This is a genomic window from Candidatus Margulisiibacteriota bacterium, from assembly GCA_028706105.1.
GTDB lineage: Bacteria > Margulisbacteria > Riflemargulisbacteria > GWF2-35-9 > DYQY01 > DYQY01.
Genome location: JAQWCF010000002.1, coordinates 14,023 through 38,003, shown reverse-complemented (window position 1 = coordinate 38,003; position 23,981 = coordinate 14,023). Strand labels below are relative to the sequence as shown.

Here is a 23,981-nt window from a genome sequence, read left to right as displayed (position 1 = left end):
TTCCTACTCCAAAGGAATACTAAATCCGCGACTAATCATTCCATCTAAAACAAATGAACGAATATCATCTCCATACTTTAAGGCAGACTCTTCACCACCAAACTTTAAAATTAAATCTTTATACAATTGTTGCTCTTTATCAGAAATCAACGAACTAATACTTTCAAAATTATGTGGAGACAGCGACTTCATTTGACTGAAAAAATTAATCCAATTCTGGCTTATTATAATATCATCAGAAAGATTTTTATTAATAAGTTCATTATATATTCTCATGCATTTTTCAACTCTTTTATTGAAAGAGTCATAATCAAGGATTTCTTTATCTGTATCAACATATTCCATTTTTTTCAACTTTACCAACACATCCGCAATTGTATTTCTATACCAAGTAAGAAAAAAATCAAAAATACTATTTAATTCACCATATAATTCAATAAAATCTATCTCGGAATCTAACTTCAAACACTTCAATAAAGGAGCAAACATAAGATATGTATAGGAATGCATAAATTCCGTGTCTGTATCTAAAAACCAACCATCACTCATATACGTTAACAAAAGTTGCCGTGCTTTTGAATTATTACCATTTTTAACTGCTGTATCAACTATATTTTTCATTGGTCCCTTCAAATGAAGCGAACCAGGCATCCATTCAGTTAACACCTCAGTCATAACAGTCAAGATATTTTCTTCTTGAACTGAAATAGCCGTTACCATAGATGATTCCTCTTTAGTTAAATTAAAATCATCTAAAATATCATGAGACACCTCATGATAGGAAAAATTCTCCATCATTTTATTTATAAAATCATCCTTAACTTCTAATAATTCTTCTTTATTATTAACAGAATAAGCCTGCATTACTTGTTTTTTAATTGCTTCAGCTACTTGATTCTCAAGATTGCCGTTCATGAAACTCAAAAAAAATGGTTCATCTTCTACAACTGGAAGCCATTTTTTGTAAAATATATATTCACAAACCTCTCTTCGAATTGCAATCTGATTTTGATCAATAACAGCAACTATATAATTTACTGCATTAGGGGTACGGATTTCTTCTTTATACAAAATATGTATCTCATATTCATGATACTTAACTGTTGTGGCTAATGCAAAAATCATTGAAATGTAACTTCCACTCAACCCCATAATAACTCGTCTTTGACTGCTTACAATAGCTAACAATTTGTTCAGTTTTGCAGTCTCAGTAAAGCTAAAAGACAACCCCAAAATATCGAACGTTGGTGATTTTATTCTATTAGAAAGTTCTTCCTTATTTAAACTATCTACTTTATATAAAACTGCTAATTGATTTATTTTATCTTGAGAAAAAGAATAGTCCGAATAATTCAAATCTTTATCTGCTGGAAAACTATTTAAAACAGCAAAAAATGAACTTTTAACACGATCTTCTCCAGCTTCAGTCCACTCTCCTGTTTTATCCATATATAAATACTGCATCACAGCATAATATTCTATATACCCATAAATAGTTGATTCAATCAAGCCTACGATATCTCCAACTATTTTATCTGTATTTTTAATTGAAGTTTTTGCTTTCAAAAAATCAGAAAGCAAAATAACTGATTCCGCTGATATTAGTTGATTTAGTACACTTGAAAATTTTTCTGAATATTTTTTCTCTATTTCTAAAACACCAAGACTACTTTCCCCCATAATGTCCATCCCCTTATTTCTTTTCTTAATAAGAAGTGCCTTTTGGCACTTCTTATTATTATAGCAAAATAATTTTAATTAATCTGCTTGTTCTACTTCTCCTGGCTTAACAGCTTTTGAATCTAATTTTGATGCATCTGCTGCTTTATCTGCTGGATCAGTTGCCGCAATTTCTGCTGGAGCCGCTGCTTTATCAAAAACGATTGTTTGTCCTGCTTCTTTTTTAACAGCTGTAGATGCTACTTTTACTGCCCCACCATTAACAATTGCCGCAAGTTCTACGCCATCTTCGCCTAGCTGTGGACCAACTGTCGCCATACTTTTAAGGCTGTTACCAAGTCCTACCTTTTGTGCAGTAAGATTCTCTAATTGAGCTGGAGAAGGGGCTACCTTTTCCATTTTTGTACTATCAAACTTCGCTGGGGTTGTTACTTTCATATTATTTTCTACTGGCATTTTATTTCCTCCTATTATTTTTTAAATTTTTCTTTTTACTATTTACTAATCTTAACCGTATTCACAAGTGCTATAATGACCACACCCCTTTCAGATGTTTTATTTATATTAATATATCGTTGCAACCCTTAGATTATTGCAAACAAAACCACATATCAAAAAAAAACAATATATTAAGCGACATCATAGTACCTATACAATAACAATATCTTGGATTTATCCTCTACGTTATCCTTTCCCTGAGATATTTCATCAAATAAACTAAGAATATGTTCCATAATATTCCCTTCAGGATATTTGGACCTCATAGCAATCAAAAACTCTGTTGAGCCATTTCTTATAATCTTACTTGCAAGCAACTGTCTCTGCTTAAGCAAATCTTCACCTTTTAAGTGGTTAGTTGCCTTAATCTCTGCAACAAAAGAATCAAGACCTCTTAATTCGCTTAACTGGGGACGACCAGTAATCATTGCAATATCATATATGGAATGATCAGCTGACTTTATGTCATTATTCTTATTTGCATAAGCTAACGTTCTATATAGCTCAACTAATTTCTGTCTATTTTTATCTAATCGTCTGAAATCGCTAGCATATAAAGATGGTTGTTCCGTACCATCAACCTCACTTCTGCCATTGTTAATCAAAAAATTGTTCAGCTCATTTCTTTCATTACTAGCTAATCTTTCATACTCCATTGAACCAAAATATTTAGAATCTCTTTCTCTTTGGCTCTTTAACGAAACGTAAGATTCAATAAAATTTTCATTATTCATCCAGTTAAAATTATATGTTCTAAATTTACTCCTAGAATACAAAGAAGGAATGCCAGCTACTCCTTTAAACAAAGCTATCGTCTTAATAAAATTCTGGAAATCTTTAACATCATCCCCTGCTGACTTCTCTATTGAATCATAACCAGTATTCTCAACCAATGCTACATTCTCCCAGCCATAATACAAAGAACCATTGTCAAACATAAAATCGTATAACTCTTTAATAGCCTTACTATTCTCCATTATATAATCTAAAGCATTCATCCTATCAATAGATGCAAGGTTTGGGTCACTAAGCTTTGTAAAGATTAGGTTTAATTTTTTGATGTCACTCATAGATATTTGCTTTAAAATTTGATCAAATTTCCCTCTGCTTGCAACAATCCTACTCAGTTGTGACTGCGAAAAATCACCTCTTATCACTCTGAAAATAAACAAACTAATATTTAATTGCTTCTTGCTCTGATAATCATTCCTTATAAACAAAGCAGATGGACTCATATCTACTTTAAAAAGCACACTGTCTTTATGTTCTTGAAAAAAACTATCGTATTGCCAAAGCCTAAAAGCATCTTCAATATCCTCCCTAGCAGTAATATCTAATTCTTTTATTGACTCAGCGATTTGTTCATCAGGCAAGCACCTAAAGGCATAAGTTTTCTTATAATCCAATCTAGCCTGTGATTCAAAAAAATGTGAAGATTCATTGGTAATATAATTTGCAACCATTAAATAGTCTAATGTTGCACTACGAACTTCGGAGTCATTACTAATACTAATAAACCCTCTAGCCCTCATATACTTATCATAGTCATTAGCCTGCAAACTCCCATAATTATCATACACATATTTATAAAACTTGGATTGATTAAAACTCTTCGAATGACGCATTAGCCTTTCGCTTACACTAAGATTATCGGCAAAAAAATTAGTGGACAATAAATCAAAAGGGAAAACTTGCCTTAAGTGGGTTGGCTTATTAACAATGGTATATTCGCCAGGATGAAACTGAAGAAAACCAGAATCTCTTTTATTAAAAGCCCCATTCTTATAAAGCATATAAATATTTCTAAAATCATCACCACTTAAAGCAAATTCTTTTTTACGAATACGATCACGAGGCTGTCTAGTAAAATAAACATATTCTGACAAACTAAGTGCTGAATTTATTACTGTTTCGATACCTGCAGCTATCCTTAAAATATTCTCATTTTTTACATCTACACCAAAACCAATAAATGTTTCGTCTGTAATACTATTCTTCAAAACATCAATAAATTCTTTTAGCTCATCTTCACCTAAGGTTATTTTTTTATAATCAATTCTATAGAGATCATTTTGATTATTATCAATACCTTTAAGAACCTCGGACTGCTTAAGCACACTAACAATCAACTTTGCTTCTTGAATATCACAACCAACAATTGTTGCTATTGCTTCTGGATTAATAAACCCTAAACTCAAATATCTATATGCTTTTAAAAAATCTAAATAACCAGTCCGTTCTTTGCCACTCAAATCACTAAGAGAGGAAATCCTCTTGCCTTCAGAATCTAACGTTCTCCATTCATACAAAGCTTTATTCCTTTGGGCTTGAGTTAACCTCAACAAAGCTGAATCTGCTTTGTTTTGATTTCTTTTTATATCCTCTTCTAGAATTTCTGTAGCTATTGCAATTATAATGTTTTTATATTTTGGATCATTTATAGGCAATTCGCCTGTTACAAGATATTTTTGTACCATACCAGCAATTAATGCTTTATTATCTTTAAGAATTTGATTTGACCACTCCTCATAACCTTGTGATTCAGAATTATATTTTAATCCTTCATAATTAATATCACCTTTCACAATAAATGTTTCCAGTAAAAATCGACCCAATCCTTCATCAATAAGAGTATCCTTCCAAGTTCTATCTGTTGACACAACCTTCAATGAATCCACAACCTGTCCATCAACAACTAGCTTGCCAGTGTTTACTGCGGAAAAAACATTAATCCCTTCAGATAAACTAATACCTTTACCATGTAATCTTATTGAACATGGAGAAATAATCTCTGTCGGTTTTTCCTGAGCCCCCATTGTTAATCTAATTTCATCCTTAGGATAATCTATCGTTAACTTAACTACATAATTAACCATAAAATCAGGTTGATCTTGATAACCCACCCTCTCAATGGAAACATTAACCATCTTCCCTTTAATCTTATCTTTATTCTGTTCTAAAGTTTGACAAATATGAATAAATAAATTCGGATTCATATCGTAAAGACTATTAACACTAATATTTAATTCATAAGCTAAGTTGCTATACTCATGTAATTTACCAAAAATACTAGGAGCCCTTCTTGTAGGCCCAGAGCCATTCTCTATAACAAAAGCAGGATTATCGCGCCCAAGGGAAGCTTTTAATGAAGAATACCCAGGATATATATTCTCCATTAACTCTTGTAGGTTTTCATTATCATAATATCCATTTTTTGTGTCCTGAAAAAAATTACTCCAATAAAAAGGTCCCCACGAATGAACATTAGAATTAGTTATTTCCAATGTAACACCTGCCTCCTTTGAGAAATTGGCTAACATTCTAACCTCGTCCCTGTCTTCTCTTATACCTGTTGTTTCAATTCCCCAGTCATAAGCTTTTGGTGCATAATATACAAGAGCAGCTGTTGCAACTGTCAAAAGAGCAACCGGTAGTGCGCCCGACACGGCAGCACCAGCACTCGTTTCTGCTAACATTGAAGCAATCACAACAGAAACTGCCTTAGCAGTAACTGTTCCAACGAACACCGCTCCACCAACCACAAGAGCCTTTTCAACCGCCTCCTCAATAGCTATACTGGAAGAAATTCCTCCTGATTTAACTTCATCCCAATTTTCAATTAACACACTCAAACACTCATAAGCGGCAGCTGCGTAAGGTCCAGCTAGTGGAATCTTAACAACAGCCCCTCTAATAGTTAAATTAATCACTCCGGCGTTAGTTGCTACACCCTCAAGTAAACCAATTGCCGCAACGGAACCTGTCTGTTTGCCAGCAGTCACTAACGCCTGAGCAACATCATCCATACTGATACCATCACGCGCGCCATTAATAAGAATATTTACTACAGATAATGCAGCATAAATCTGCATTAGCCTATTACCTCTTATTTTAAATTGCCCAGTTGCATCATCAGTAAACAAAAACTTATACAAATCACCCTTTCCGTCTTTAAGTGCTTGGTCCATAGATGCCTTACCAACAACTAACTTCTTACCACCTACAGTAGTAAATTCAACCATATCCCCAGCTAAAGGTTTAAAATCAAGAAAAATCCCTGAAGAAGCTTCTCTGACAATATCCCTTGCATTCATTGTCACTGAAAGACCTGTTGCTCTTCTTGATAAATCCGCTGATAACTTCTCCGCTTGTTTATAGGTAAGCCTTTGCATTTTACCGTCCTTAAGTTTTACTAATAGGTCATCTGAACCTTCGATAGAACTTATGCTTTGACAATGCGGACTTAAAGAATCTACTACTGACTTCACTCCCCTTGGAACTCTAGCTAACTTAACCTTACTAAGGTCGGAATTATTAATCATAACTCCTCTACGACTAATTAAATCTTCAGCTCCTTCATTTATTGCTCGTTGATAAGGTGTCAGTAAATTATCCGCGTCAAGAGGCGCCTGAGCCCATCCAGCTTTCACAGCTCTTCTGTGAACAAGTTTCGCCATTTCCACATCCAATTTCATTAACCCAACATCCACAGCCAAACTACCAACAGTGCCAACCGTCCTATTAAATGAGGAATCTGAACTCTTTAAACCTGAAAACCCAATAGGGTCAAAACCTGACCAATTACGTTGAGCATCATTAAGATACCTAAGCCAAATACTTGGCGTCAAAAATTTTAGTGGAGCGAGAGATTCATAAAATGGATCGATAGAGTTATCAACAACAAATCTAACAGCACCACTTTTTTCATAGGCTATGTTAAAAAAATGTTGACTCACCATAATATATGCCAAAGAAGCAAGTCCCATTGGAGCAAAATGTGTTTTAGCCGTATGCCCACATATTTTTGGCATTCTAAGACCTTCTTTATTGAAAATCCTAGTAAACTTATTATTATAATTTGCTTTATCATATTGACCCCATTTTCTAATCGCACGTCCTTCAAGGAATCCATGAGCATATTTAAATGTTGCAAGACCTATAATGCCTCCGGCTGTTCCCTTCGCAGTACCAAGACCTGGATTTCCAGCCTCTGCTTGTTCTAGTAAAGGAATTTTATTGTCATTTGCATAATCAGAAACTTGTTCTCTAAAAACAATCAAATGTCTTTTTGGGGCTGGCATCCCATCCTTAGCTTTAGTGTTTTCCATCAATCCCTTTGAAGCCTTATCCCCTGCAACTTCAAACTTAAACTGACTAACAAAAAGATCTTCCGTTGAATAAAACCCAAAAACATCTCCCAATAAATCTTTATTATTATATAGAACTTTAGAATAAGACTCGTAATCCTTTTCTGTTCCTTGAAGAATTGTTTGTACTTTTTCTAAATTACTTACAGATAAAGAAGTGATGGCTAAATCTCGTAATAAAACAAACTGTCTTGAGTCAAAAAAATTGTTTTGTTGTTCCTGCAAAAACTTATTAAGTTTCTTTTCATCTACTCCGTCCTTCAGCTTAAAACACATTTTCCCGTCTACTTCAATAGCTTCAAAAATAACAGAATAATTAGGTTTTAATTTATCATTATCAGAAAACATAAAGCTATAAACATCAGAAACACCAACTCTGTTTTCTGTTATAGATTTATTTAAAGCATCATTAACATATTTAACTGTTAACGCAGAAAACTCGTTACTATTAACTGACAAATAAGGGAACGCTTTATTAAAATCAACACTTACCATTCTATCTCTCAATAATTCAGCCCTAGTTAACTCCACCAAATCAGCAAACTTTATAAACTCACTAAGTTTTGGAAATGTTGACACTAATGCTTGGTCAATTTCAAACAACAACATATCCATTTCCCGATTATCCCAGTTCTTGTTTTTATAACTTTTCAAAATAGTCCCTAATTTAGACATTAAGTCTGAATAAGAATCTTTAATGATTTTCAACTTATCCAATTGTTCCGAGGTTAATTCAATCTTATTCTGAAGAAGAAACTCATTAAATATTTGCATATCCCTTTCATCATATAAAAGAACTAAACTACTAAAATAATGAGACTGTATCGAGTCAAAATCTGGATACTCTTTCTTGACGTCACTAAGCATGCTACTCAAAAGATCTTGACCCTTGCTCTCTAAAACAGAATGCATCTCCTGAAGAAAAGACGGTTTATATTGACCTTTTTCCGTAATGTCGCTATCAGCTAACTTATATTCTTTAATGTACCCATCACGAATAATACTCTCCACCCAAACTCTCTTTAGTTGTTCTTTTAAGGCATATCTTACATCAAAGGATCCTTTCATTTTACGAACTATAGATGAAACCAAGATTTGTACTAATAGTTGACGCAACTCTGTTTCGTTCTTATCTTGCAAACCCATAGCTTCAACATCCACGCCCAACTCTTTAATTTTTATAATAGTTTTTTCTTTATCCATACCTACTACAAAATCTTTCATTAATTTCACCAACCCAGACATAATTTCATCAGGGTGATAATTCATCATATTTATAAATTTTTCTGAAACAAAATATTTAACGTCAGAACCACCACTCATTGGGCCCAAAACCAAGCATCCAGTATTTTTAAAATACTCTACAGCTAGTGCCTTAAAAGATAAGTTATTTAACACATCGAAAGTGCTATCGGTTATAAAATAATCACCAGGATACTGTAAGTTTTGTAATAACTGATTTACGCCTTCCCCTGATAGCACATTATCTTTGTAGGTAAAAGAAATACCTAAGTTACTCTGCACATCACTGCCTACGACTTGCACAGAAGCTACTTCTTGTTCAACATTAGTGTTCAACAAATCATTAAAGCTGTTCTGTTGTTCTCTTTCTGTTTGTCTTACAAAATTAAACTCTGCCATTTGATGAATTGCTTCTGTCCTGGCCCTACAATAAGTATCAAGTCTAGAAACCATTACAGATATCGTCATGGAAGTCACACCTTCTCCATGGTACAAAACTCCAAGACCTCGTTCTATCATCATTCTTTTCATTAAAGCAGCAGTAACTGTTAATTCATTAAAAGCCAAATTTACTACAGACTCTATATCAAATTTTTCATTTTTCATTTTTGCATTAGTAAATTGTATTACTGCGGCTACAGCCAGTACCATTAGAAATTGAGTACTATTCTCTAAAACATCTGTTGCTATTCTACTTGAACGTTCACCAGGATAAAGCATTCTTTCAAGCTGTTGATTAATAGTTAATCCTTGACCCTTTAATTTGCTTTTTTGACTTTCTGTCATCCCAGCAAGCAAAGTGTTTTTTAAACCTTCTGCATGTTCTTTTAACTTCTGAGGATCCATTGTCCCGTCATTTCTAAAAATATCACCTAAACTGTCACCTCTTGAACTAAAATAATTTTTCATCATGTCCTCAGTCATAACCCATCCAAGCTCATCAAAAGCACGTCTAACAAAAACAACATCTCTATCTAATGTTGTCTTCATAAACTCATAATAGGCACTCTTTTGCTCTTTAGGGATATTAGTATCTTTAACAGCTTTCTCTATTAACTCATCTGTAATCGATGTGGCAGATCCACCACGTACTTTTGAATAAATATCATCTTGTAATTTAGAGACTATCTGTCCATCTAAAAAGTGCATTTTCCCATTATTATCTTTTTGTATAACAGCAGAAAAGCCCATTGGCTTACCTGCCAACTGCCCCTCATCAACTGCGTCAGCTGCAAACATCATTAGACCAAACCCCTTACCCTTTAAGGATAAAGCATCTTCATCTTCCATTCTCATTAACAGCTGTTCGTCCTGATAAGTAGCATTCGCACCCCAAGACTGATGCTGGAACTCAACACTACCTACTTTACCAGCATACTTTTCTCCACCAAAAAACATAGGCATTAAACCCATCCTAACTATAACTTCTGCGGATGACCCTCTAATAACATAAAAAGGTTGTTCGCTAGTTAAACTGCCACCATCTTTTGTTGCGTTGCTGTCATTGATAGCCCTATCAACCATAGAAATCACAACACCACTTGGAGATTTCCTAAGATTAACCTTTTGTTTATCACTCCCGTTGTCCAGCTGCTGTTGGGTTGCACTAATAATCCTTGAATAAGCATCAAAACAATTTTTAAAAGAAGGATATGCTTTCTCAAACTTGTCACCTAATCCCGGCTGAATACTATCTAAAGAACTTTTCAACATAGAATTTGCTTGTTGTTTAGCAGACTCATCTGAAAGTTCAGTTGTGTTTCTAATTTGTTGTAAAATATACGAATATAGATTCATTTGTTGCTTTTTGCTTAAATCTTGTCTTCCTGTTGCAATAGCCTTACCAAGCTCATCACCAAAACCTTCGATAACTAATCTTTCTGTTTGCACTGTTTTTGCATCTTCAGCAGTAAATATTATCTGAACTTTTGTTGAGCTCTTAACCTCAAAAACCTGATTTGGATTCTCTTGGCCCAAATCTGAAATTGCAAGAACAGCTCGCTTGTAATCGCCTTCAGTATGAGGCGTTGATATATACTCCACATCTTTATATTTAGTAGCATCTGGCTGAGTGTCAGATTGGTTTCTTTGCGCAGGTGTACCCTTTTCTGGCAAAGCTGTTGCTTTCATGTAGGATACGCCTTCAGGAGATTTACTGTCAGCACCAGATACTTCAGATTTTTTGACAAATGATATTTCCCCTAGAAAAACACTAAAACGAGATTGTTGATCTCTAACAGAATTAGCCAGGTTATACTCACTACTATTTTGTTTTAACGCTTCAAAAGTACTGTTAACGTGCTTGGTTATTCTCTTTGATAATGTATTTAATTTAGGGATATCAAGCTCTCCTTTACTTCCCACACAACTCTTTAATACTTGATACATTTCTTTATCAGTAGGGTCTTGGGAAGCTGATAATCTAAAAAGCAAATACTGAAAAATAGCTTTTGATTGAGCTCTATTTCCATCCATAGCTATTATTTTTTCAATGATTCCATCTTTACCAAAATCAGCACTAAATTCTAACAACATATCAACAAAAGGATCTTTCCTTATACCTTCTGGCATGTCTGCAAGCATATTATCTTTAAAGTCACGCATATGGCTGGTTTCATGTATTCTTACAAATTCAGAAAGCATTTGTAATGCTTTCCCTGACAAATCAAACAATGTTAATGCCTTAGACTGAAACTCTCTCTCTTGTTCCGTAGAGAGATCTTCTTTTGTCAAATACATAAACTTCTCTGTTAACTTCCCATTACTATCGACATACCCCAACCTTCTCCAGTCCTGATATTTTTTTATTTGTTCATCTTCACTTTTTATCCCTAACCTCTGACCAAGAACCTTATAATTAAAAAAAGAAGGAAACCCCGTTAAGCCTTTCATTTTTTCTATTGATATATCAATAGACTGCAAAAACATCCTTGCATGATCACCGTTATTGTCACTTTTCTGAGAAATCGCCTTTTCAAAAAGGTCCATAAAACTTTCCTGTAGCTTACTCTCTGCAACAATAATCTCGTACTTTGAGCTTGTTTCGCTTCCAAAGGCAAATCTATTACCTTGCTTATGATAAATTAACCCCAAATAATCTGTTTGCCCTCCACCCCAAACTCTACCAATTCTAATAACCCTATGATCTTTCTGTTCATCTACTGATATAACTTCTGCAAACTTATAAGACCCATCATATATTAAAATACTTTTTCCGGATGGATTACCATCTGAAATAAGCTTTTGATTTATTTGATTTATTGTAGATGTAATTTTTTCAACAGCAGTAGTTAATTTGTTCCTTGTTGCTGCTGTAATGTTTTCATCTTTACTTATAACCTCAGTTCCCTTTAGGATTCTTCCCTGAGCATCGATGTACCCCTCTTGTCTTAAATATTCATATTCGACTTTTAAAGCATCTGGTTGATTATCTCTTATTTCTCCCAATTTAATTTGTAATGATTTTTTGTCAGTTGCGCTTAATTCTATATAAGTACCTTCTGGCACTCCTTTACTCTTAACTGGTTTCTTTTGGAGAAGAAGATTAGCTAATGTTTCAAACTTCTTTATAGTTTCTGCATCTTTAACGGTTTTTGAATTATCCAACCAAGCAATAAAATCATTAACCTTTTCAGCATCTATCCAATAATATCCCTGAGATGTTATCGTAAATTGTTCAAAAAACAATGCTATTGCTTGAGAGTTGACTATTCGATTTAAACCAAACTTGGCTAACACGTCTTGCGGCATTATTGCACCAAAATCATTTGCCTGAAGATAATTAGCACTTATACTAAACTTTTCACCAAAAATAAGTTTTAATTCATCATCAGAAGGGTCTCTATTTTCCCTATTACATCTAAGAATTAAATTTTTTAACTGATATTGTACTTTTTCTTCTGGATTATTTTTATAATTATCATTCCCCTTTAATGCGCGAGATGCTTTCCATCCAAATAATGTATCAGAAAGTCTATTCCAGCTTTTATAATTAACCTCATTTATCGCTTCCTGGTGTTCAGCCCTATGTTTTTCCACCTTTAAATCTACATCATAAATAAACTTAAAATAAAAGAAATCAGCTACGTTTTTTACTGTTTTTTTAAGGATGGTTTTTGGCCTACTACCATCAGAAAACATATCAATCGCCATTTTGTCTATTAATCCTTCTTGCATGCTCTGCCACAAACTTTCATAATTGACATCAGAGCCAATAACCATCGTAGTAGCTGTCAAATGCTCAATATACTTTTCTGCCTCAGAAAGATAAACGTTAACTAATGCTAAACGTTGGGAAATAAGAGTTGCTGCTGCTGCTTGTCTATCTTTTGGCATTTTAGGGTCTGATGCTAAACCATAAAAACTCTTTGATACTCCTGACTTAAAAATATCCCACTCTCTAACACCACTAACATATTCAACATTAAATCCCATTTTGCTATTAATATAACTTTCATACTTTCTTCTTACTGATTTGTTAGTAATCATCTTAACCATTAATTCATCTAACGAGCTAATCCCCTGTGATACACAAAACTGTTTTGAATTTACTTCTAATGCTCTTTCAAAAAACATTGTCAACATTGTTGGGATATCCTTAACTTGATTTAATTGTGAAAAATCTCGTGAAATATATTCAATATCAGTTGCCCTATAACCCAAACGAAAACTACGTTTACCATCACCTTGAGACTTACCAAGAAGATCTTGTAGCAATCTTAGTGGTGATTGCCTTTCTAATGTTTTACCTTGAGAAGCTTTTGAAGACTCCATGTTATCACGATTAGTTTTTTCTAAAGAACCTCTAACTTTATTAAACATAGAAACACTTTGTTTTAGATGAATAAACTTATTATTCTCAAAGCCATCCTTAATAAAATCTGAAACGTCGTTTTGTTTAATAATCCCGACTAACACTAGGTCAGTAGCTACTCGATAATTATAGATTCTGCCTTCTGCTGCTTTCCAATCTATAGACTCCTTGCCCTTAGATGGGTTATGGCTCTTTGCTAGTTCAGAACAAATCGAACCTACTTCGTTACCCGTCATGTCGCGGAAAATACCAACAGAAATTGCTATTCTTAAACCTTCATCTGTAATATCCGCTAAATTTCCAGGTAAACTGTATTCTCTTTTTGCAAACAACTCAGGTATATTCTTAGTTAAAGACACAAGCCCGCGATAATTTGACTTTATTTGGCTTAACCGTTTCTTTTCAACCGCCGACAAGTCTGATTTTAAACTTAAATCATGAAATTCTTTTAATATACCATACGCAAATTTAGTAATAGCATCTATCGCCTCTTTATCCTCTGGAATAGCCACAAGATACTTGCCTATATTATCTATCTGCAACATAGAATTAAGAGGATAAAAAGGAACATCCATTAAGGCTGAAATGCCCTCCTCAGTAAAACAATTATCTCGAACTAATGCTTGTAATTCAGGTCTTTTTGAAAGATTATTATCCCAAATATTAGTAACGCCATAAACTGCTCCTTCTGACCTACCTAAACCTAGTGTTCGGCCTAAACGAAAAATCTCTTGTATCCATTCAACACTGTCTCTTTTCAGTTGTGTCATTACACCAACCATGCCAATATTGGAATATCCAGATTTGCGTCGCAATAGTATAAGAGCATCATGTGCCTTATATCCTTTTAATTCGTCTACCCCAATGTTTAGATACTTAGCCAATGCCTCAAGTCTCTTTTTGGCTTCTGGCTTTGCTTTATCACTAATCATTTTCTTCCAAGATTCTTTAAAAAACTCAGAGGTAGGTTGGATATCAACAGCCCTGTTACTATTTGTACTCATTAATACCCTAATTGTTCCATCCCCAAAATAATCTATTCTTTGTTTTTCAAGATCATCTGCTGTTCCTTCAAAAACATGATCAATGCCTATTCCTGAACTTGACTTAGTGGATCCGAAAAAACGACCAACTAAAGCATTAAAATCTAAAATGGCTTGATATTTAACTAAATACTCACCACCTCCTAATCTTTGATAAATAGCATCAAATTGTTTGTCCGAATAATTATTATCCTTAATTTTCTTATCTAAAAAATCAAAAAAATCTTTAGTATACTCTTCAAACACTTGTATGGTTAGTTCCGCCTCCAATCCTGACTTTCCTGACTTTTTCTTTGGTATATGGAGTAAAATAGGAGCTCCTTCTGCCATCTTGCTAGCAGCTAAAAAAAGTACATTCTGTTTTTGTGCTTCTAATCCATTTACCGAAATCTGCGGAGCGAACTTAAGCGTCTGTGGTGCAATGTCCTTTGCAGGGATATGTTCTATCATTAATCGTTCTATCTCTCTATGCATCTCCAAATTGGTTCCTGACAAACCCAATATTGCATTAATAACATCTTTCTGAAATTTCTGTGTGGTTAAACTTATACTACTAAAGGATGGTCTTGAAATATGAGAAATAGAACCATCATTACGTCTCGGACCAGATCCACTCAAATGATATGCTTCTACTATTTGATGATATTTCTGTTGTACACTACTCCAATTAAACCTTCTCATTCCTTGGTCTAACAATTTCACCTTCCCTTTAACAACATCATACTGTTCACCACAAATAAAAGTTTTAGTTACGTCTAAAACATCGTTTGCCATAAATGCCACTCGCTCATACATTAAGTTTTCACTAGAATTAAGCTGTAAACTTATTTCTCTGGCATTACTTGCTAGCTTTATTTTATCTATTCTAGATTGAATTTCTCTAACTGATGGTAAATTATCAGAGAATACGATTTTTGACATACTTACTTTTAAAATATCAATAGCTAACATTCTTTTAAATTCTAATGTGCCCTTTTCTGTTAGAAAAAATTGGTCTCCTACTCTAAAAACTAATTCGCCTTCTTTCTTAGCATTGTTTTTAATAAAAGCATCCATTACCCTTACCGCCACAACATACTGGTCCTTATCAATACCTTTTAATATCTCATTATTTGAAGTACTCATAATGGTAGGATTCGTTCCATCTATTAACAAATTTTTGTCTGCTTCATCTAATATATACACCATCGAATCGCTTGAATCGGTTGGCAAAATTCTCTCTGTTGGATTAATAATGTCTTGCAATGCTCTAGAAAGAAAATCTGAATGGTTCACATAAACCACTCTACTTTTTGCAAACATAGCCCGTAACGTCTCAGGATTATATGCTCCTATTGGTCGTTCATATACAGCTGGAGGCTTACCAAACATAGTTTCATAAACTCTCGTTGTTGATTTAACACCAGCTGATTTATCTGCATCATTAGAAACGCCTACAACCACATGATACCCCATCATATAACGGAATAAGACCAGTCCTGTTATCAAAATAGTCTTGCCTCCGCCAGCATTCATATTAAAAAACATATCTTTACTGTTTGCTTGCATTGCTAATGTTGCTAATGATCCTTCAATAGGTCGAAACCCTTCTGACTTCAATACAGAAAGAGTCCACATACCCAAAACCTTACTAGTTAGTTTCCCATCAGCATTTGCTTTTTGGAATTCATCAATACTTGCTCTTTTATTGTGAGGTTGCCCTTTTGCTGCCTTCTTTGCCTCTTCATCATTCGCTCCTTTTACTGCATTAAAAGCTGTTTCACAATCTTCCCTTTGGGCATCAATTATTATTTGAAGAGCTGCCTTATATGCGTCAGGATTATTACGCGAATCTTTCCCTTCTACACCAATACTACAAGCTTTATAAAAGTCATCTATATTTCTACAACTATCTAATAACTGATTTAGAACACTATTTCCATTCTCCTTCAGGGAAGCTTTCTGTCCCTCAATAAAAGACCATAAGTCTTCATGTGACTGTCTCGCAAGAACAACACCTTTAGCATAGTCTCTTGATTTTTCGGAGATGAAAGATTCTAGCCGTTCTCTTTTTTCGCCATCAACGTGATAGGAATCTAAATCACTACCAATCGATGCCAATGCTGACTTAACTTCAGCATTGTTTTTCCAAAATTCATTAAATTTTTCATCAAAAACAGAACCTCTTATTCCTCCAGAATGTTCTAAAAAAACTCTTGCTAATTGTTCTGCTTTACCAAAAATTATATCAGCTGCCTTTCTAAAATCAGGAGGCACAACATCTCTAAACCTAACTTGCTCTAAATAATTATTGACCGAATCAATATTCATTTTCCAATTATTTGGTTGCTCTTTAATAAGCCTAAAAAACACTGAAAGTTCTTGAAAAGAGAACTTTCCGTTAAGTGCCTTAAAAACATCCTCATTTATTACAATAAGAGTATCGTTTGTTACAAGCGTATAAAAGTCTTGCATTTTAGAAACACTATTTCCATCAGTCCCAAAATTAGCAATACTTCTTTTAAATCCTGCATCCAACTGAAGTGGTCGAGACTTTATCTCATTCAAACATCTTTCAAAGGCCATAGATGAAGAAGCCCCTGATGTTAATCCACGTGCCAAGTCAACTGAAAGATGTAATTCTAAATTATCTTTACTAAACGAAGGATTATCGCTTCTTAAAACAAAAACAGCATTATTTTCATTTGCCATTGATGACCCAATAATAATTTTACCTATATTAACTTCTTTTGGATTGATACTTGTTCCATCCTCAGAAACACTCTTAACAGAAATTCCATCCAAAACACCATTAAATTTTAATGTTTCCTGCAATTTAGATAAATCAATATTTCTTTTAGCATCTGGAGATACACAATAAAAAGATAATGAACCATCAGCTTTGATGGTTACTTCGGTGACAGACTTCTCTGTTTCTGCCTGAAAACTATCATAACTCATTCTTTCAAAATATCTTGCAACAGCAGGATCCCCAGCACACTCATGAAAAATTTGCTTCACATAGTCCCTAAATTTGCCATTTGGGTAATTGCCAATAAATTCTTGCTTCCACTTATCTAGGGCATACAAAACGACATTTGCATTAAGCCTATCTATTCCTTTACTAAAAACCGTATCACCCAAACTTCTTAATACACTACCATTAAATATTAATCTAGCTGCTCTGAATTTACTCATGTCTGTCAGGTCAGTTACCTGTGCTTTTTCATAATCACGATTTCCCACAATACTCATTGTTCCTACCACATCGACTAAGGCTCTCAGTGCTAAATATCCTGACTTATATTGACCATCTTTTTTTGTTAGATTCTCCCACTTATCTGACGCTTTGCCAGAAACTCCGGTTGCTTCCATTAATGTTAATAACGCACCCTGTTCGTTAAGCATATCAATGCCTTTAAACAACCATTGCAATCCTTTCATCCTATCGGCTCCAAGGAATTTTGCAGAATCAGCAACCCAACCAACAGGCTTCCATAAAATTACATCTCTGCCAACTGTCCTGCCCATCCAGCTATCACTAAATTTTTGTCCTGACTTTGGCAAAACATACATATTAGCCAAATTAATCTTTATCCAAACTGCAGCCCAATCACTAGGGGTAGCTGCGTTTGACATGTCTTCCCATATGCCTAAGTACTGATAGAATTGATAGAAGCTATGTGTGAAATTATAAATATCTAACTGAATGGTAGCTACTTCAACTGCAGTGTCAGCAACCCTTTTCCAAACAGTCCCCATCAAGTCATCAATGTCTTCATCCAAAGATTGAAAAGCACCAAGACTATGATCAGCCTCATATCCTCCAAACGAAGCTCCTTCTAAATAATCCCATCTACTTTTTTGGTATTTTTCTTTTATTTTTTCTTCTAAAACCAACAACCCATCGCTATTTTTAAGCATTGAAAGATAACTACTATCATCTAAACTAAGTCCATCTTTTTTCATAATTATTAATTTGCTAACTACTTTTATATATCTATCCAATACAGTTATTTCTTTTATGCCTTTAAATTGCTCAAACAATTCTGTTTTCAAACTATCTTTATTTGCAACACCTGCTTCATTAATATACATAGAAAGTAAAACAAAAATTTCTAACTTTTTCTTTTCAATATCTTTTAAAGAAGTTAGATTTCTAATAGTTTTAATAACATTCTCCATACCAACAATAGATTTAGTTACATCACCTATTACTGCAACACTTAACCCATACGATTCACCATATTTCTGCAAATCCCGTATTATATCTATCTGTGCAGTAACCAATGCAACTTGAGATGCTATTTCTTTTTGATGTAAAACATTATTTTCTCCTGACACCTGAGAAATAACACTTTTCCAAATATCTAAAGGTCTTGAAAACTTAAAATACCAACTCAACTTCATAAACTCAAGAGGGGTTCTAACATAATTTAAAGTAGCATCACCAACACCTACCCCTAAAGCTACATGACCTTCCTTTTTTTTCTCTTCAGATACTGCGCTTACATACTGATATCCTTCACTAAAAACAAACGCTGGGTTATTTCCTTTCAATAAATCCCAAGCTAAACCACCTAGTGCAGACCCGCCACCATCACTAACTGGCTCTTTCTTTTCCGCTCCTGTCATGTATCCATCAACTAAAACTAATTCCTGAGAACGACCAAGTCCATCATTCATTGTTAAAAATGATGCCACCGCAGCTAATTTTAAAATATATAAATACTTTAAATTACTTTTGCAGTTTTCCTGAGTGATAACATAGTTTCCTTTAGGCTCAACATCTTTCAGAGATTCCCACCCTTGCAGTAATTCCTCTATTTCCTTTTTTGATAGCTCACTTGAAGGATGAAAGTATGTTTGATTAATATAACTTCTTAGTCCATTAATAAAAACATCAACATACTCATCACTCATTTCATTATTTGATAAAATTAAATTATGATAAATCACCTCGCTCTTTAAGCGGTCGCTATTATATGCAGAATTTGTAATAAGACCAGAAAATGCATCTTTAATATTTGAAGTAAGTATCCCCACTTCTGGCAAACCAGCAACCTTTGATGCTCCTGATGTTAACCAACTACCCAAACTTGGAACTGGTCCAAAGTATTGATTAATAAAGGACACAGCTGATGAGCCAAATAAATTATTTGCATCCTGCAAATCAGCCACTTGTGGTTCAGCAGTAGAATCTTTCAAATCAACTAGTTTCTGAATAGCGTTATTATCTACACCATGAATCCATACAGCCATTAATGTTTTCAATTTTTTCATTTCAGGACTGTCACCATCAAGAAGCATCGTTTCGTTATTTTTAAAAGTAATTTTTCCTTCCAAAATCTTGTTTCTGATTTCAGTTAAGGCTTCCCCTATATCTCCCTGCGAATAATTCAACACAGTTTTCTTATCAGGAGTAAATGTCTGCCTCCTCCCAAAAACTAAGTCAACTATTAAATCTGCTCCCAAAAAAGCAGAACTATCACTTTGAATTACATCTATTAGCCAAAGAGCAAAATCAGCATCAAGCATAAATAAATTTTCGCTTGGTACAGGCTTATTCTGAGACAACAAGAAAGTAGGATTCATATAAACGGAACTCAAATAACGTAAAACATTAGGATCACTTAAATCGTTATCTTCTACTTTGGCTAAAGCAGCTACTATATTATTATATGCTTCTATATTTGTTTGCTTTAAATACAGCAACCTTATCCTTGTCCAACTATCAATATTAAACTGCTTATCAAAACTAATAACCTTTGTTTGCACCTTAATATCTCTATCAGCTGCTAATGATTTTTGTAATTTAGCTGTAAAAGTCTTGGATGTTTCCACTACGCCCTGCAAAATATTTCTATCAACCAATCCTTTAACTAATTCAATTAACGGTGTTGCCGCAACTGTAACAAAAGAACCATCAGCTTTATAATATTCAAACCCACTAGCTACACTCTTTATCAGAACACAACCAGTATTCTCTAAAGTAGCAACTAATTCTTTTAATGGCTTTATAAGTTCAGAAAAATCTTCATCTGAAGAAATAATATTTATTATCTCTTTAAGTTGATAAATATTGATCTGATTAAAAACATTTGTTGTTTGCCTAAACCCATGACCCTGAGTTTTATTTACTTGTGTTTGATATACCAAATTCAGAATTGCAGCTCTATATTTAGGCTCATTTAATTTATCAGGGTTAACACTATAATTACTTTTTGATAATTGATTAGGAACAATTTTAACATCTTTAATTTGACCTAAAACCTTTCTATCTATAGCACTACCAGCAAAATGTTCAATTAACATCTGTATAGCAGAACCATCTCCTTTTCCGTCTTTTAAATAACTTTCAATCTCTGAATATTTAGCCTCAAATTTCTTCTGAATATAACTCAAACAATACTCTTCAACTGTTGCTATTCCCTGACTATCTTTATTAAACTCATCCACTAAAAATTGATACAACTTTGTGCCTGAGAATATTTCAATTAAAGACTCATTTGAACCTCTTAGTTTGCTTAGCAACTTTTGTTCTAAAGACTGATACACCTGGCTTATTGAATAACCAAAAACAGCCCTACTATTTAGAATGCTATAGGCCTTTAACTGACTATTATTTTCATATTTAAAAGATTCTTTAATAAGCGTTCCAGATATTCCAGTTAATAACTGATTACCAACAACCAATAAGTCATAAAGCGTTAGTGGAGTACCATCTGCCTTTGTAATACCAAGATTTATAGCAGATGCCTGTTTTATAAACTGTTCATTTTTTATACCGCTAGTATTTAAAGACTCGCCTTGCCCTTTAATCAACAATGATATAGTTAATGGATCAACAAATGCTTGTAATTTTGCATCATCTATAATTTTCCTAACTTCTGGATATTGGTTATACAATTGAATAATCATTTGCTGATTATTTTGAAACAAACCAACCATCTCCTGAGCTGAGGCAGTTTCCTCGCTAAACAAATTTGCCAAATATCTCATCTCATCGCTTCTTATACCTTTTTGTCCATTAATATCAGCAAATGCTGGATTATACATATGCAGCATTTGTTGTATCTCTTCCATTTGTTGATTTCTTGGTGCCACATATGCCTCGAAAAGATTCTCAAAATTTTCAATTTTTTCAACAAAATAAACATAATTATCTTCATTAGATTGCTGAACTGCCCTACTGTCACCGCTAGATTGAACATCCGTTGGTTGCTTCAAAACTTCAAGGGAACTTGTATCTATATTTGTTCTTTGATAGGCTATTGCTTTATATTCCTGCTGATTAAAAACCATCTTAAAAACATCAGAAAAATCTTTTAAATACGCGAATTGCTTACCAAACAAAACGTTTAAAACTTCAACCCTTAAAAACATTCCTGAAATTGACATTTGGTCAACACTTTTACTATCTTCAAAACTAAACATAGAATCATTAATTAATCTGCTTTTATTAAAGCCAAAAAACAACAAATCATAAATAAAAACTTTATCTTTATTTTCAATTGGTTTGTTGTCAATAATTGCTTGTCTTATCCTGTTTACTGTTGCTTCATTTTCTAATAAATAATCAATAGCCAATTCATTCAAGGATTGACCATATTGGTTTATCCTACTGAAACTGGAAATACCGTTTCCTTCTACTGCATAAAACATATCAACTTCTCCTAATAAACCTTCTATCTCTGGAGCGAGAACTCTGTTTTCATTAACTCCAACTACACGCTCCACCTCAATAAGTTGATTCGAAACTTCAGGAGCTAAAGTCAAGCTATCGACACCATTTGTCCAAGAAACTAAAATCTCTCCCTTTTTAAGATTTAATTGATTTCCAATAAAAAACTGAACACTCTTCCGTTCATATGCAGATGATTTAGAACTAATTTGTATGTCCATTGGTAACTCAACGCTTGAAAATAAAATATCCCAATTCTCTTTTAAATTAACATCTTCTATTAATTCTTTTATTTGCATTAAATTATCACTTGTAATTACTAATCCACCTGTTAAAGCATCGACATACCCATTTTCTTGAGCCTTCATAAATAACTTTTGCAAATCACTTTCTTTGCACCCAAGTTTAATTGCAAGATCTTTTTGTTGGAAAGATAAAGAAACTGATACCTTGCCTTCCTTAACAAGAAGTCCAAAACTTGCGTTACCTTCTCTATTAATTTCAATTTTTGCCACATCTAGCGTTGGTATCGGTGTACTAAAATCAACATCTTTTGAAACATACATATCCAAGTCAACTTTTAAATCAATGTTAATACTCTTTGTTAATAATTGAAAAAGAATTACCTTTGTGTTGTAATCAAAACTAGAATTAATAAGAATTTGTTCTATCTCATCTGTTGAAACTAGAATATTTGCAGAACCTTCGGGGCTATCAGTCTTCTCAAGAATCCCTTGGTCAATTAAAAAGCTCCATATCTCATCAACTTTACTTTTCAAAGCAACAACAGCTTGTACATCTAACCTCGTTTCACTATAGACTAACAACTCATTGTTAATTTCTGATTTTTTAATAGAACTCTTTCCTATGTATAAAGAAATATTTCCTTGATCATAATACCCATCAGCTAAGGCGATGCTTCCTTCTGAAAAAGGCAAATACTTTGTCCCGTTTTCGTTTGAATATTTCCAATACAGATTGTATCCATTCTCCTCAAGTGCCTTAACCTTACTATCAGCAGCATCTAAGGTAGGCATTACAGCTTTGTTCTCATTAATAGTTACACCTTTGATTGTTACTTGTTCTGAAATAGGACTTACTGCTTCAGTAAATATTGTGTCAGCTGATTGTATTTTTTTAGTAGCAGCAGTTTCTGCAATCTTTCTTTCTAACTTAAGTTTAAATGAAAAAACTAACCCTTGTCTTTTTACAATTAAATATATTGGATTATTCGTATCATAGTTAAAAACTTTTGACTTATCTACTTCTACATTTCCAACCTTAAAAGAATAATCCTTATCTTCGACACTCTTGAGTGTTGGCCACTTAATTTCATTCTTTTCATTGATTGTTATAACAATATTTTCTCTTAACCTGATAAGGTCTTCTGGCATATATCCAAACTCTATACTAGGGGAAGTTGTATCCCCTTTACCTGACACAATTCCAACTTGAATTGCAAATATATCCTTTGAGTCTAGCTGAAATAGTAAATCTTTGTTACTTTCACCAATCACTAATCTTTGTTGACTATCATCATTAAAGGTAACCATCACAGCTAAATCTCTGCCTTGAGCAATTAACTGTTTTAATTCTTGAGGAACAACCAAGTTCCCTCTCTTATCTATTGGAAAAACAACATTAGCGGATAACGCAGAAAGTTCTTGTTCTTGATTAACTTTTACTTTCTTAACTTCTGGAATAGAAGATACAGCAGGAATGCTAGTTCTTGAAGAACCATAACCTCCAAAAGCGCCAATGTTACCATCACCAAATCCCATATAAACCCATCCTTCTGTTAAATCTTCTATACTATATTATACCTATAATATAGTATTCCCATAAAAGTGGATTTATAAACATTTTTTTCTAATAAAAATTGATTATATGAAAGT

General features: G+C 33.6%; 3 protein-coding genes. All 3 read right to left on the bottom strand.

The genetic code is table 11. The annotated features are described in order from the left end of the window. Positions 1-3: 3 nt before the first annotated feature. The 3 genes from PHF25_00405 to PHF25_00395 all read right to left on the bottom strand — a co-directional run bounded on the left by PHF25_00405 (position 4) and on the right by PHF25_00395 (position 23,867). Positions 4-1,680, bottom strand: a complete 1,677-nt coding sequence (locus PHF25_00405; GenBank protein MDD4526479.1) for a hypothetical protein — start codon at positions 1,678-1,680, stop codon at positions 4-6. A gap of 78 nt (positions 1,681-1,758) precedes the next feature. Then, positions 1,759-2,136: a hypothetical protein gene (locus tag PHF25_00400; GenBank protein ID MDD4526478.1), complete on the bottom strand. Its 378-nt coding sequence runs from the start codon at positions 2,134-2,136 to the stop codon at positions 1,759-1,761. A 173-nt stretch (positions 2,137-2,309) separates the two neighbouring features. After that, positions 2,310-23,867, bottom strand: a complete 21,558-nt coding sequence (locus tag PHF25_00395; GenBank protein MDD4526477.1) for a hypothetical protein — start codon at positions 23,865-23,867, stop codon at positions 2,310-2,312. Between the last annotated feature and the right edge of the window lie 114 nt (positions 23,868-23,981).